Annotated in this window: 12 protein-coding genes; 4 read left to right on the top strand and 8 right to left on the bottom strand. The window is 61.8% G+C overall.

From position 1 onward, the window contains the following. Nucleotides 1–1990 (bottom strand): DNA translocase FtsK (locus Q7T64_RS06635; protein ID WP_304793146.1); only part of this gene is annotated, 1990 nt, incomplete at its 3' end. Between the two features lie 241 nt (nucleotides 1991–2231). Here Q7T64_RS06635 and trxB point away from each other — a divergent pair. Next, nucleotides 2232–3188, top strand: a complete 957-nt coding sequence (trxB, locus tag Q7T64_RS06630) for a thioredoxin-disulfide reductase (RefSeq protein ID WP_304793144.1) — start codon at nucleotides 2232–2234, stop codon at nucleotides 3186–3188. A gap of 64 nt (nucleotides 3189–3252) precedes the next feature. Beyond that, nucleotides 3253–3891, top strand: coding sequence for a Smr/MutS family protein (locus tag Q7T64_RS06625; protein ID WP_304793141.1), 639 nt, complete (start codon nucleotides 3253–3255; stop codon nucleotides 3889–3891). 5 nt (nucleotides 3892–3896) lie between these two features. Here the strand turns inward: Q7T64_RS06625 and Q7T64_RS06620 are convergent, their stop codons facing one another. Together Q7T64_RS06620 and Q7T64_RS06615 are read right to left on the bottom strand one after the other, a co-directional pair. Continuing rightward, the gene (locus Q7T64_RS06620) at nucleotides 3897–4235 is read right to left on the bottom strand and encodes a P-II family nitrogen regulator (protein ID WP_304793138.1); all 339 of its coding nucleotides are present in this window, start codon (nucleotides 4233–4235) and stop codon (nucleotides 3897–3899) included. A gap of 113 nt (nucleotides 4236–4348) precedes the next feature. Continuing rightward, complete coding sequence (locus Q7T64_RS06615) at nucleotides 4349–6418, bottom strand: NAD(+) synthase (RefSeq protein WP_304793150.1); 2070 nt, start codon at nucleotides 6416–6418, stop codon at nucleotides 4349–4351. A 244-nt stretch (nucleotides 6419–6662) separates the two neighbouring features. On the opposite strand from Q7T64_RS06615, the gene Q7T64_RS06610 reads away from it, so the two are divergent. Further along, nucleotides 6663–7796: a GNAT family N-acetyltransferase gene (locus tag Q7T64_RS06610; RefSeq protein WP_304793148.1), complete on the top strand. Its 1134-nt coding sequence runs from the start codon at nucleotides 6663–6665 to the stop codon at nucleotides 7794–7796. A 279-nt stretch (nucleotides 7797–8075) separates the two neighbouring features. Beyond that, a complete protein-coding gene (locus Q7T64_RS06605) occupies nucleotides 8076–8714 on the top strand; it encodes an SAM-dependent methyltransferase (RefSeq protein WP_304793136.1) in 639 nt (212 codons plus the stop codon). A 117-nt stretch (nucleotides 8715–8831) separates the two neighbouring features. Here the strand turns inward: Q7T64_RS06605 and Q7T64_RS06600 are convergent, their stop codons facing one another. The 5 genes from Q7T64_RS06600 to Q7T64_RS06580 all read right to left on the bottom strand — a co-directional run bounded on the left by Q7T64_RS06600 (nucleotide 8832) and on the right by Q7T64_RS06580 (nucleotide 13564). Next, the gene (locus tag Q7T64_RS06600; RefSeq protein ID WP_304793134.1) at nucleotides 8832–9521 is read right to left on the bottom strand and encodes a VIT family protein; all 690 of its coding nucleotides are present in this window, start codon (nucleotides 9519–9521) and stop codon (nucleotides 8832–8834) included. 83 nt (nucleotides 9522–9604) lie between these two features. After that, complete coding sequence (locus Q7T64_RS06595) at nucleotides 9605–10255, bottom strand: alpha-ketoglutarate-dependent dioxygenase AlkB (RefSeq protein ID WP_304793131.1); 651 nt, start codon at nucleotides 10253–10255, stop codon at nucleotides 9605–9607. A gap of 261 nt (nucleotides 10256–10516) precedes the next feature. Beyond that, nucleotides 10517–11065 carry an inorganic diphosphatase gene (gene ppa, locus Q7T64_RS06590; RefSeq protein WP_304793129.1) on the bottom strand — a complete coding sequence of 183 codons (549 nt, stop codon included), beginning with the start codon at nucleotides 11063–11065 and terminating at the stop codon, nucleotides 10517–10519. Nucleotides 11066–11244: 179 nt separating this feature from the next. After that, nucleotides 11245–12441 carry a heme biosynthesis protein HemY gene (locus Q7T64_RS06585; protein ID WP_304793126.1) on the bottom strand — a complete coding sequence of 399 codons (1197 nt, stop codon included), beginning with the start codon at nucleotides 12439–12441 and terminating at the stop codon, nucleotides 11245–11247. Between the two features lie 4 nt (nucleotides 12442–12445). Then, a complete protein-coding gene (locus Q7T64_RS06580) occupies nucleotides 12446–13564 on the bottom strand; it encodes a uroporphyrinogen-III C-methyltransferase (RefSeq protein ID WP_304793122.1) in 1119 nt (372 codons plus the stop codon). Between the last annotated feature and the right edge of the window lie 40 nt (nucleotides 13565–13604).

The raw sequence follows: 13604 nt of genomic DNA, 5'->3' as shown, positions 1-13604 counted from the left end.
AGGCGCCGTGCACCCGCACCGGCAGGCCGGTGCCGGGCGGCATGTAGAGCATGTCGCCCATGCCCAATAGCGCTTCGGCCCCCATCTGGTCAAGGATGGTGCGGGAGTCGATCTTGCTGCTGACCTGGAATGCAATACGGGTCGGGATGTTGGCCTTGATCAGGCCGGTGATCACGTCCACCGATGGCCGTTGCGTGGCCAGGATCAGGTGGATGCCGGCAGCGCGCGCTTTTTGCGCAATGCGGGCGATCAGTTCTTCGATCTTCTTGCCGACCACCATCATCAGGTCGGCAAGTTCGTCGATGATGATGACGATGGTGGGCAGCTTGTCGAGCGGTTCCGGCGCGTCCGGGGTCAGGCTGAACGGATTGGGAATTTTCTGTTCGCGCTTGTCGGCATCGGCGATTTTCTGGTTGTAACCGGCCCGGTTCCGCACGCCCAGCTTGGACATCAGCTTGTAGCGCCGCTCCATCTCGTTGACAGCCCAGTTCAGCGCATGGGCGGCCTGGCGCATGTCGGTGACGACTGGCGCGAGCAGGTGGGGAATGCCTTCGTAGATCGACAGTTCCAGCATTTTCGGATCGATCAGGATCAGGCGCACCGCGCTCGGGTCGGACTTGTACAACAGCGACAGGATGGTGGCGTTGATGCCCACCGACTTGCCCGAACCGGTGGTGCCGGCGACCAGCAAGTGCGGCATGCGGGCCAGGTCGGCCACCATCGGATTGCCGGCAATGTCCTTGCCCAGCGCAATGGTCAGCGACGAGGAACTGTCGTTGTAGATCTGTGAGCCGAGGATTTCGGTCAGGCGCACGATCTGGCGTTTTGGATTGGGCAGTTCCAGACCCATGTAATTCTTGCCTGGGATGGTTTCCACCACCCGGATCGAAGTCAGCGACAGCGCCCGCGCCAGGTCGCGCGCCAGGCCGACGATCTGGCTGCCCTTGACCCCGGTCGCCGGTTCAATTTCATAGCGTGTGATGACCGGACCCGGATGGGCGGCGATGACCTTCACTTCAACCCCGAAATCGGACAACTTCTTTTCGATCAGGCGACTGGTGAATTCCAGTGTTTCGACGCTGACGGTTTCCTGCGCCAGCGGCGCTTCGTCCAGCAGCGACAGCGGCGGCAGCTTACTGTCGGGCAGGTCGGTGAACAGCGCGACCTGCTTTTCCTTTTGCACCCGCTCGGACTTCGGTACGGTGATCACTTGCGGCTCGATGCGGATCGGCGGCGCTTCGACGATCCGGGCGCGCTCCTGCACCACGACATTGTCGCGCTTGACGACCGCCTCCTGCCCGAGCTTGCGGTCGGCGCGGGCATCGACCAGCCGACGCGCCTGTTGGCCGGCGAATTCGATCGCGCTGCCAATGCGTTCGGCCAGCGAAAGCCAGGACACCTGGAAGAACAGCGAAAATCCGAGCCCGAACAAGGCCAGAAGGATCAGCGTTGCGCCATTGAAGCCGATGATGTTGTATGCCGCATGCCCGATCAGGTCACCCAGCACGCCGCCCGGCGCACGCGGCAGTTGCGCCGGCATCGTGTACATGCGCAGCCATTCGATGCCGACGCTGCCGGCCATCATCAGCGCGAAACCGGCGCCGCTGATCCATTTTTCATGCCGGTGGTCGGGTGTGATTTCCTGTTCGAGTATGAATTTTTGCGACAGGCGCCGGTAGCCGCCCCAGACAGCGCGCATCAACAACACGCACCACCACCATGCCGACAAGCCGAAAATGAACAGCATCAGGTCGGCGATCCATGCGCCCCAGGGACCGCCCCAGTTATGCAACTGCGCCACCTTGCTGGCGTGCGACCAGCCAGGGTCGCCACGGTCGTAGGTGACCAGGATCAGGACCAGATAAGCGGTCAGCACGGCCAGCACCATCCAGCGCGCTTCCGACAGGATCCGCACCAGCCGGCTTGGAAGGGGCTCGGGCGGCGTCGTGCTGCGGGTGTAGGCGGTCGTCGTGGTCGTGGTTCTCGTCATGGAGGCAAATGAAGCGGCGGTGAGTCCACAGATGCAATCCTGACAAGCCGTGCCGGTGCAATCGGGCGCCGGCGGCTGGCAAAGCAGGACGGAAGCTGGCCGCTGTGGCAGCGCAGCATGAAACGACTATAATCTTAACCAGTTTTGCTGCCGTGCATCCATTAATTCCGGCCCCGCTGTCGCCATTTGCCCGCATTTGCCCGCCCCGGCCCGCATTCATCTACCTACCAAGAGAATACCCATGTCCACTCCCAAACACGCTCACGTCATGATCCTCGGTTCCGGCCCGGCCGGTTACAGCGCCGCCGTGTACGCCGCGCGGGCCAACCTGAAGCCGGTCCTGATCACCGGTGTGGAGCAAGGCGGGCAATTGATGACGACCACCGACGTCGAAAACTGGCCCGGCGACCCGATGGGCGTGCAAGGACCGGAGCTGATGCAGCGCCTGCTGCAGCATGCCGAGCGCTTCAACACGGAAATCATTTTCGACCATATCCATACGACCCACCTGTCCGAGAAGCCGATCCGCCTGGTCGGCGACGCCGGCGTGTATACCTGCGATGCGCTGATCATCGCCACCGGCGCGTCGGCCCAGTACCTGGGCCTGCCGTCGGAAGAAGCCTTCATGGGCAAGGGCGTGTCGGCCTGCGCCACCTGCGACGGCTTTTTCTACCGTGGCCAGGAAGTCGCAGTCGTTGGCGGCGGCAATACGGCGGTGGAAGAAGCGCTCTACCTGTCCAATATCGCCACCAAGGTCACCGTCATCCACCGCCGCGACAAATTCCGCGCCGAGCCGATCCTGATCGACCGCCTGATGGCCAAGGTGGCCGAAGGCAAGATCGAGGTCCGCTGGAACCACACACTGGAAGAAATCGTCGGCGACAACAGCGGCGTGACCGGCATTCGCGTCAAGTCCGCGGTGGACGGCACGGTGACGCCGATCACGCTGCACGGCATTTTCATCGCCATCGGACACAAGCCCAATACCAGCATTTTCGAGGGGCAGCTGACGATGAAAAATGGTTATATCCGTACCCACGGCGGCCTCGAGGGCATGGCAACCGCAACCAATGTTCCCGGTGTTTTTGCTGCTGGCGATGTGCAGGATCATGTGTACCGGCAGGCAGTGACCAGCGCCGGCACCGGCTGCATGGCGGCGCTGGACGCCCAGCGTTACCTGGAAAGCCTGGAAGGCTGAAACCGGGTCGCTTGCGCCCCGGGCGCAAGCGATCGATGGATCACGATGGCAACACGGGTGCGACATGACTGCAAAATTCAAGGATTTTTCTGCGCTGAAGTCGCTGCAAAAGGATTTGAAAGCGCAGCAAGAGGCAGACCGCAAGGAACAGGCGCAGCGGCGCGAGCGCGAAGCGCAAGCCGCACTTGAAGCCGACCTGTTCCGCCGCAGCATCGGTACGGTGGCGCCGCTGCACTCGCACGGCAAGGCCACGCTGCGCCCGCCGCTGCCTGAACCGCTGGCACGCCAGCACGAGGCGGACGAAAAAGCAGCGCTGGAACAATCGCTGTCGGATGAATTCACCGTCGATACGCTGCTTGAATCCGATGAGGCGCTCAGCTATGCGCGCGCCGGCATAGGCACTGACGTATTGCGCAAGCTGCGCCGCGGACATTGGGTGATCCAGTCCCAGCTCGACCTGCACGGGCTGCGCACCGACGAAGCGCGTGAAGCGCTGGCCGAATTCCTGCGCAATGCGAACAAACGGGGGCTGCGCTGCGTGCGCGTGATCCACGGCAAGGGGCTGGGTTCAGTCAACCGCGAACCTGTACTCAAGAGCAAGGTCCGCAACTGGCTGGTGCAAAAAGACGAGGTGATTGCGTTTTGCCAGGCGCAAGCCGCCGATGGCGGTAGCGGTGCGCTGGTCGTGCTGCTAAAGGCCTAGCCCGTTCAGACCGCGTCCGGGCCGGTTTCGCCGGTGCGGATGCGCACCACTTGCTCGATCGAACGCACGAAGATCTTGCCATCGCCAATCTTGCCGGTGCGGGCGGCCTTGACGATCGCTTCCACGGCCCGATCGACAACACCGTCATCCACCACCGCTTCGACCTTGACCTTGGGCAGGAAGTCGACCACATACTCGGCCCCCCGGTACAACTCGGTATGGCCCTTCTGGCGGCCGAATCCTTTTACTTCCGTCACTGTCAGGCCCGTAATGCCGACATCGGCCAGCGCTTCACGGACTTCGTCAAGCTTGAACGGTTTGATGATTGCAGTGATTTGTTTCAAGAGATGCTCCTTCGATTTGAATTGCCTTGTCCGGCGCCAGTATATCGCCAATGCAGGCAAGCGCCGTGATGCACGCCCCTGCCCCGGGCGCTCCTGCGCTCCGGATTACCGGCTTACTGGTCGGGAATATTCTTGAGTTCTTCCATCCACACCACCGACTCGGAATCGCTGGGCGCGCGCCAGTCGCCGCGCGGTGACAGCGAACCGCCGGAACCGACCTTGGGGCCGTTGGGAATGCAGGAGCGCTTGAACTGGCTGGTCTTGAAAAAGCGGTGCAGGAAAATCCCCAAGTTGCGCTTGATATCGGCCAGGCCGTATTGATTGCGCGTGACATGCGCCTGCTCGGGCCAGCGGCCGACGCTGCTGTCGGCCCAAGCGGTATGCGACAGGAACGCGACCTTGGACGGCGCAAAGCCGAAACGCAACGTGTAATACAGATTGAAGTCCTGCAGCTCGGAAGGCCCGATCACGCTTTCGCTCTTTTGCTCTGGCCCATCGCCCGCATTGCCCGACTGGCCCGACTTGGCCGGCACCAGTTCCGGACTGATATCCGTGTCCAGCACGGCCAGCAACACGTCGGAACCGGCGCTACCGATCTGGCCAGTCTCGGCCACCCAGCGCACCAGGTGCGAAATCAGTGTCTTGGGCACGCTGGCGTTGACGGCATAGTGCGACATGTGGTCGCCCACGCCATAGGTACACCATCCCAATGCCAGTTCGCTCAGGTCGCCGGTGCCGATGACGATGCCACGGTGCAGGTTGGCCAGCCGGAAAAGGTGGCTGGTGCGCTCGCCCGCCTGCACGTTTTCGAACGTGACGTCGTAATGTTCCTGCCCTTTTGAATACGGATGGCCGATGTCTTCCAGCATCTGCAGGCAACTGGGCCGAATGTCGATTTCGCTGGCGGAACAACCGACGATCTGCATCAGTTGCCTGGCTTGCGACAAGGTGCGCTCGCTGGTGGCAAAGCCCGGCATCGTGACGCCGAGGATGTTGGTGCGCGGCATGCCAAGGCGGTCCATTGCCTTGGCGCACACCAGCAGCGCATGGGTGGAATCGAGTCCGCCGGAAACGCCGATCACCATGGTCGCCATCCCGCTGGCCGACATGCGCTGCGCCAGCGCCTGCACCTGGATGTGATAGACCTCTTCGCAGCGCTCATCGCGCCGTTTCGGATCGGACGGCACATACGGGAAGCGCTCCACCGTGCGGCCCAGCGGCAACACGCCATCCCGCGCCAGCGCCAGTTCGAACGACACGAGCCGGAATGCCGCCACTTCGCCGGCATGACGCCGCACCGAAGCGCCGAAAGTGGTCATGCGCATGCGTTCGCGCGACAGCCGGTCGAGATCGAGGTCGGCGAAGATCAGGTGCGATGAATCGGCAAACCGTTCGGACTCGGCCAGTAATTCGCCGTTTTCGCAAATCAGCGCCTGGCCATCCCACGCCATGTCGGTGGACGACTCGCCCATGCCGGCCGATGAATACAGATAAGCCGACAGGCAACGCGCAGATTGCTGCGACACCAGCTGATGCCGGTAGCCGGATTTGCCGACCACGATATTGGACGCCGACAAATTGACCAGCACCGTAGCGCCGGCCAGCGCCGCAAAGGACGATGGCGGGACCGGCACCCAGAGGTCTTCACAGATTTCGACATGGAAACGAAACAGCGGGAAGTTCGACAGCTCGAACAGCAATTGCGCACCGAAGGGCACGACCTGCCCCAACAGCCTGGTTTCAGTCACCACGGCGCTATCAGCCGGATTGAACTGGCGCGCCTCATAAAACTCGCCGTAATTCGGCAGGTAGCTCTTGGGCACCACGCCGAGTATGCGGCCACCGGCGACAAGCACCGCGCAGTTGTACAGCAAATGCTCGACTCGCAAGGGCAACCCGACGATCATCGCGATCGGCAGCGTTTCCGACGCCGCCACCACCGACGCCAGCGCGTCCAGGCTGGCGTCCAGCAAGGCCGCTTGATGGAACAGGTCGTCACAGGTGTAGGCCGACAAACCCAATTCGGGAAATGCGATCAAGGCTGCGCCCTTGCTGGCCGCCTGGCCGGCGAGCGCAATGGTCTCGGCTGCATTGGCCACCGGATCTGCCACGCGGCAGCGCGGAACGCCGACCGCCACGCGGGCAAAGCCGTGGGAATACAGGTTGAAAAACTGACGGCTCATCGTCACCTCAGGATTCGGTTTCAAGTCTCAAGTCTCAAGTTCAAGTCGCCAATCCCGATGCAAATCCCGGGAACCGGGCGATTGCTGGTGACGCCGAAGCTACCGCCGGCGCCGGTGCGCCACACGATGCGAATGCCGAGCCTCCCGCCGCCAACGCGCGGCAAACGAGATCGCGCATTTTCCGTAGAATGACCGGCGCAGCAGCATTTTCCCGGGCGGCGCCCACAGCAGAAAGAGGCAGAAACTGGATTATCGCACGCGCATTATTTCTTCCCTTGCCGAATGTGGACAAGCCGCCTGGGACGCGCTTGTCCTGGCACAGCCGGAACGCAATCCCTTCCTGTCATGGGCCTTCCTGCATGCGCTGCATGAATCGGGCAGCGCATGCAAGGCCACCGGCTGGACCCCGCAATACCTGACCCTCTGGGACGGTGAGCAACTCGCCGCCGCCCTGCCCCTGTACGTCAAGGATCATTCCTACGGCGAATACGTGTTCGACTGGGCCTGGGCCGACGCCTACCAGCGCAATGGCCTGGAGTACTACCCCAAATTGCTGTCGGCGATCCCGTTCACCCCGGTATCCGGCTCCCGGCTGCTGGCGCGCGACGCGGCAGCACGCGCGGCGCTGGTCCAGGCGCTGTGCGAGCTGCAACAGACCAACGCGCTGTCTTCCACTCACATCCTGTACCCGCCGGCGGAGCAGGCGGAAATGCTGGAAGCTGCGGGATTCCTGATCCGCCGCGGCGTACAGTTCCACTGGAAGAATGAAGGCTACGAGGATTTCGAGCAGTTCCTGTCCACCTTGCAGCAAAAAAAGCGCAAGAATATCCGCGCCGAACGCCGCAAGGTAGCCGAAGCGGGCATCGTGATGCGCCAGGTGCGCGGCGTCGACGCGACCGAGGCCGACTGGATTTTTTTCAAGCGCTGCTACGACCGGACCTACCTGGAACATCGTTCGACGCCCTACCTGAACCTGGATTTTTTCCTGCGCATCGCGCAATCGATGCCGGCCAACCTGCTGCTGGTAGTGGCCGAACGCGAGGGCAAGCCAATCGCCTCGTCGCTCTTGGTGCACGACACAGAAAAACTGTATGGCCGCTATTGGGGAGCGATCGAGCACCACCCCTGCCTGCACTTTGAAACCGCGTATTACCAGCCGCTGGAATTCTGCATCGCCAATCGCATCAGCTATTTCGAAGGCGGCGCACAGGGCGAGCACAAGATGGCGCGTGGCTTCCTGCCCGAAGCAACCTGGTCAGCGCACTGGCTGGCGCATCCGGCGTTTGCCGATGCGATCGAACGTTTCCTGGCGCGGGAGAACAGCGGCATGGAAAACTATATCGGTGAATTGAACGAGCGCAATCCGTTTGCGCGTTAAGTGACACACCGGCTAAAGAAGGCTGAACGCGAACTCTTCCAGCGCTGCAGTCTCAACCCTTCGAACGACTGATATTGGTCGAAAGCGGCCGATTGAGAACCTCCGTTTTTGACCCGAAGCGGACACTCATGCTGCCTCGTACAGGCTCAGCAGTTAGTGGCTATCGTGCGCCTAAGTCTGCTGCGCCTCGTCTCACATGCACTGGACAGGTGCAGTATGCAGCGAAAGGGACGGCGGCGGTCTGCTGTATCATCCCGTTCCTGAAAACGAAAGCCGCGCATGCTCATCATCACCATCAAACAGGGTAAGGAAAAAGGCCTGCTTTCCGGCGACCCGTGGATTTACGTCTCCGCCGTCGAAAAAGTCGACGGCAAGCCGCAGGAGCGCAACAAGCCGGGCGCCACGGCGATCGTGCAGTCGTCGGCTCACCAGTTCCTTGCCCGCGCGGCCTATAACGCCAAATCGCAAATCGCCGCCCGCGTCTGGACGTTGCGCGAGGACGAGCCAGTTGACCACGCGATGATAAAGCGGCGCGTCCAGGCCGGCGTGCTTCTCCGCGCCGATGCGCTGCGCAGCGCCGATCCGCAGGCGCTGGTCCAGCTGGTCGATGGCGAAAAGGACGGCTTGCCGGGTCTCCTGGTGCACAGCTATGGCGGCATCGCAGGCTATCTGGTTTGCCAGTTCAATGCCGGTGGCGTCGAACTGTGGAAGGTGCCTGTAGTGCAGGCGCTCCTGAAGGCCACGGGCTGCCGCAACGTTTACGAACGCTGCGATCCACTGTTGCGCAGGGGGGAAGGACTGTCCGTCACGCCGCGCGCGCTGGCAGGCGACGAACCGCCCCAGCGACTGATGGTGCGCAAGGGCACCCGTCTGGTACCGATGGATATTCGCAGCGGCTTCACCTACCCGAGCCGATAGGAAAACTGAAACAACGCTCCAAGGCATGTCGGATTTGTATCCTAAATATCTTCCAGGACTTGGATGGCTGCTGTTGGCCGAAAGCGGAAATCAAGGAACGGTCTGCCCGGTACCGGCTCAAGCGGCCACGCCAAAGAGGGCTCCAACGCCGGCGGTCAATGCCATCGCCAACGCGCCCCAAAACGTGACGCGCGTTACGGACGCGGTTATGGGGGAACCGCCTGCGCGTGCCGCCAGAAGGCCCAACAGCGCAAGAAACAAGAGAGAGCTGCCCGCGATACCCCACATGAGCCAGGAAACCGGAAGTACGAGAACCATCAGTAGAGGAAGCGCTGCGCCCACCGCAAAGGTACCCGCTGATGATATTGCGGCTTGCACTGGTTTCGCAGCCATTGTGTCCGATATACCCAGCTCATCTCGGGCATGCGCGGCAAGTGCATCGTGCTGCATCAGCTGGGTGGCAACGCTCTGGGCCAGGGTCGCATCCAGTCCGCGCTTGGCGTAGATGGCCATGAGTTCTGCGTGTTCTTGCGCGGGATTCGCGGCCAACTCCTTGCTCTCCCGCGCCAGATCCGCGCGCTCAGTATCAGCTTGCGAGCTGACCGATACATACTCGCCTGCAGCCATTGACATGGCACCGGCGACAAGGCCAGCAACGCCGGCAACCAACAGGGCTTTGGTGTCGGCGCCCGCCGCAGCGACACCCAGAACAAGGCTGGCAGTAGAAACGATACCGTCGTTGGCGCCAAGCACGGCCGCTCGGAGCCAGCCTGTCCGGTGAGTTCTATGTCTCTCGCTGTGTCGCATGGCGTCCACCGTGTAATAAGAATTCTGTTTCGGCGATTCGTGTGTCGGCTTTCGAAAACGCCGGCCGGCTCAAGCGCCACGACTTACTTCACATAACGAATTGTAAGATTAATCCGCAGCGCGCCCACGAGTGGATGCGTACCGGGCTTCACGGGCAACACCCCGTGAAACCGCATTCTTGACGGGCCACCCCATACCACCACGTCACCGTGTCCCAACGGGACATTGACTGACTTATCCGCCCGTTGGAAACCACCCATCTTGAATGTTGCTGGCAAGCCAAGGGATACCGAAACGATGGGTTCCAAGGTGTCATTTTCACCGCGGTCCTGATGCATCCCCAGTTTTGCGCCAGGTTGGTAGCGGTTGATATGCACCATGTTCGGTAGATAACCGATAAAGCCGGCCTCGGCTGCTGCGTTAACACCAAGTTCACGAAATATCTCTGGCATTGGCGGCCAAGCCATGCCGGTCACTGGGTCAATCGCTCTCATCCCATAGTCGCCGTCATTGGTCATGCCATACGCACCGCAACCAGTAACAAGAACGGACATCTTCAGGCGCCCTGGCGTAAATGCTTCACGCCAGGGCGAAACTGCCACGACCGATTCCACCGCTGCCAACAGGGCTCTGTCCTGCGCCATGGCATATCGTCGTAACACGACCGCACCCGGGTACAGGTCCTCGCGCCATTGGTAGAGGCGGTCTTCCTCATCGAATAAATCCAGGTTCATCAAGTTATGATAATCCAGCTGCGAGAACCTGAACGACGTCTACAGTAGACGTAACGATCTTGCTGTCTTCGCTTAAGCAAGTGACCAAGTAAAGGTCCGACACCGATCCTCCCGCCCTCGCCTGCCACTTCCTTTCTGCTCCTGCATTAGCCAACGGCCAAGCCCATCGCCCGGATGTTGCGTTCGGCGGAACCAGTTCGGCTATCCCCGCACAATAAAAAAAGCGCACCGAAGTGCGCTTTTTTCCTGGACTGACGGGAATCAGAAGTTCGGCTTGCTGGCCGCCTTCGCATAACCGGCCACACCGGACATGATTTCTTCCTTCGCATCTTCCGGGCCGAACCAGCCTTCTACCTTGACCCACTTGCCCGGCTCCAGGTCCTTGGAGTGCTCGAAGTAGTGCTGGATTTGCTGCAGACGCAGGTCGTTGATGTCTTCCGGCTTGTGCCAGTGGCTGTAAATCGACAGGACCTTGTCGACTGGCACGGCCAGCACTTTGGCGTCGCCGCCGGCTTCATCGGTCATCTTCAGCACGCCGATCGGGCGGCAGCGCAGCACGACGCCGGGAATCAGCGGAAATGGCGTGACCACCAACACGTCGACCGGATCACCGTCTGCTGCCAGCGTGTGCGGAATGTAGCCGTAGTTGCACGGATAGTGCATTGCCGTGCCCATGAAGCGATCGACGAAAATGGCGCCCGACTCCTTGTCAACTTCGTACTTGATCGGGTCAGCGTTCATCGGAATTTCGATGATGACGTTGAAGTCGTTGGGCAGGTCGCGGCCGGAAGGAACTTGATTAAGACTCATGATGGTTCGAAAAAGAAGATGGAAAAGCGGGAATATGCTGATTATAAAGGCTGCACATCGGCGCGGCCCGGCGATTGCCGGGATTCCGAAAAGAAATCACGCATTGCCGGCGCGCATAAGGGCTATGTCATGACCACACGGCATGACATAGCCGGAGGATCAGGCCAGCGGCACCCCGACTACAGCACGCATGCCAATGCGCTTTGCCGGTAATGCGCCGCTGCCTGCTCGGGGGCGTTCAGCGCTTCATGCAACTGCGCCAGTTTCAGGTGGGCGTCGCGCACCGTCTCGGAATCGCTGGCGCCCGACAGCGCGGACTCCAGGCAACTCTGCGCCTTGCCCCATAATTTCTGGCGCAGGCAAAATGCGCCCAGCGTCAGCGACAGCTCAGGATCCTGCGGATGCTTGAGCAGCAATTGCTCGCAACGTTCGATCTGTCCCAACAGGGCCGGCGAACGCTCGGCGCCGGCGGCAGCGCGCCACAGGCGCACCAGCCGTTCATCCCAATCCTGCACCAGCGCCTTTTCAATGATGGCGGACGCCTCTTCAAGCAGGCCGCGGCTGATGAATGCGCGTGCACCGCGCACGGCGATCGATGCGCTGCTGCGGTCATCGGCCGGAATCGCAAACCAGACCCGGCGGATCGCCTCGGGATCGTGGCTGGCGTCGGCCAGCAGGTTTTCATAGGCCAGTTCGCGCAAGCGCTGCGACAGCGCGGCATGGATTGCATTGTTCTTGTCCAGCGTACGTACAAGGCGCAGCACTTCGGGCCAGTTCCGGGCCGCCTGGTTGGCTTTCAGTGCCAGCCGCAGTGCGTGAATGTGGCGCGTGCCGGAATTGCTCAGTTCGCGCACTGCATCCATGGCCTGCTCGGGATGGTGCTCGTCGACCAGCAATTCGATTTCCGTCATCAGCCGGGCCGTGCGCATGGACTCGTCGCCGGCAACCCTGGCCAGCCATTGCTTCCTGCGTTCGGGCTGGCCCAGGCGATGTGCGGCGCGCGCGCCCAGTAGCGCAGCGACGCCGGCGTTTTCTTCCACCGCTGCAGCCCGTGTGGCGGCCTTTTCAGCCTGGCCGAAACGGCCTTCGAACAGGGACTTGAGCGCTTCACGCAGTGATCGGTTGGCCTCGCGGTCGCGCTTGGTACGCCGGTATTGCGCAACCCGTTGCGGCATGCCCTGGGCCGTGCGCAAGGCGCGGATCAGCGCAAACAGCATCACGAACAGCAGCACGGCAATGACGACAAAGAAATTCAGCGACAGGTCGACGCGCCATGGTGGATAAAAGAACACCACATTGCCGGCATTGAAGCGCGCCAGCACTGCCAGCCCGATGGCGGAAGCAAACAAGCCGAGAATCCACAGGAATATCCGCATGGCGTTACGGCTTTACCTTGAAGTTGCGCACCGCACCCAGGCTCTCGTTGAGCGTGGGCATCTCGATGGACAGGTTGCTCGCCTGCACCTGCTTGAGCAGGGCTTGCGTGGTCTGGGTCTGGCGTGCGCCGCCATCGAAATAGCGCGCAATCACGTCCTGGGCTGCGATCAGGTCGCTGCGGAAGGCCGATTCATTGCGGGTCAGCAGTGCCAGTCGTGCATTGAGCAGCCGCAACTTCAGGTTCTCGCGGGCGTAATAGGCCTGTGTGGGCGACAGTAACAAGGCGTCGGACGTCTCGACATTGCGCACACGGATCAGTTGCCGCACTTCGTTCCACATTTCGCTGGACCAGCTGTTCCATGCTTCTTCAAGCGTACCCAGCCAGCCTGGGCGGGCGCTCTTGTCGTCGGCGCGGCGCGCATTGCGCGGTTTGCTGGCCGGCAGCGCCGGCTTCTCGTCAGATAGCAGCGGCATGCTGTCGATCTGGGCGATCACGCTGTCAAGACGCAGCGCCAGTCCGGTCATGTCAACCGCAGGCAAGGCCTTCAATTTTTCCATGTCGCGCGCCAGGGCGCGGCGGATCGTGATGAATTGCGGCTTGTCGGCGCGCGACAGGCGGGTGTCGGCATTTTGCAGCGCAATCAGCGCGCCGCGTACATTGCCGGCCAGTTGCAATTGCTGGCTTGCCGTCGACAGCACCTGTTCGATTTCCGCCAGCGCCCATTCGTCGCGATTGCGGGCCAGCTCCTGGTACAACTGGTCCAGCGCCAGTTGTTGCGACTGCGCTTCAAGCTGCTTGCTCTCCAGCACATTCACCTTGGCCTGCAATTCTTTCAGGCTTTCCTGCGCCGAGCGCACGATGCCCTTGGTCTCGCTGTTGATGGAATCGCCCGCCTGCAAACGCTGGGCGGTGTCGCGGCGCAGGTCGCGCAACTCGCTTTGCGCGCTCCACCAGGCCAGCCCGATCAGGGCCAGCAACAGCAGCGGCACCAGCACCAGGGCGCGCCGCAGCCACGGCTGGCGCAGCCGGCTGCCGGGGGCTGCGCGGCCGGATGCCGCCGCCTCCGGCGGTAGCGGCAGCGGCGATGAAGAAGTATTGGGATTGAGTGGCGTGTCGTCCATTAGTGCAATTGTAACTTGGCAAGCATCTGTTCGTCCCCGG

Origin of the sequence: Lacisediminimonas sp., from assembly GCF_030645335.1 — a bacterium.
Classification (GTDB): Bacteria; Pseudomonadota; Gammaproteobacteria; order Burkholderiales; family Burkholderiaceae_D; genus Lacisediminimonas.
The sequence above is the reverse complement of the archived record's forward strand: the minus strand, read 5'-3'. Positions and strand labels throughout refer to the sequence as shown.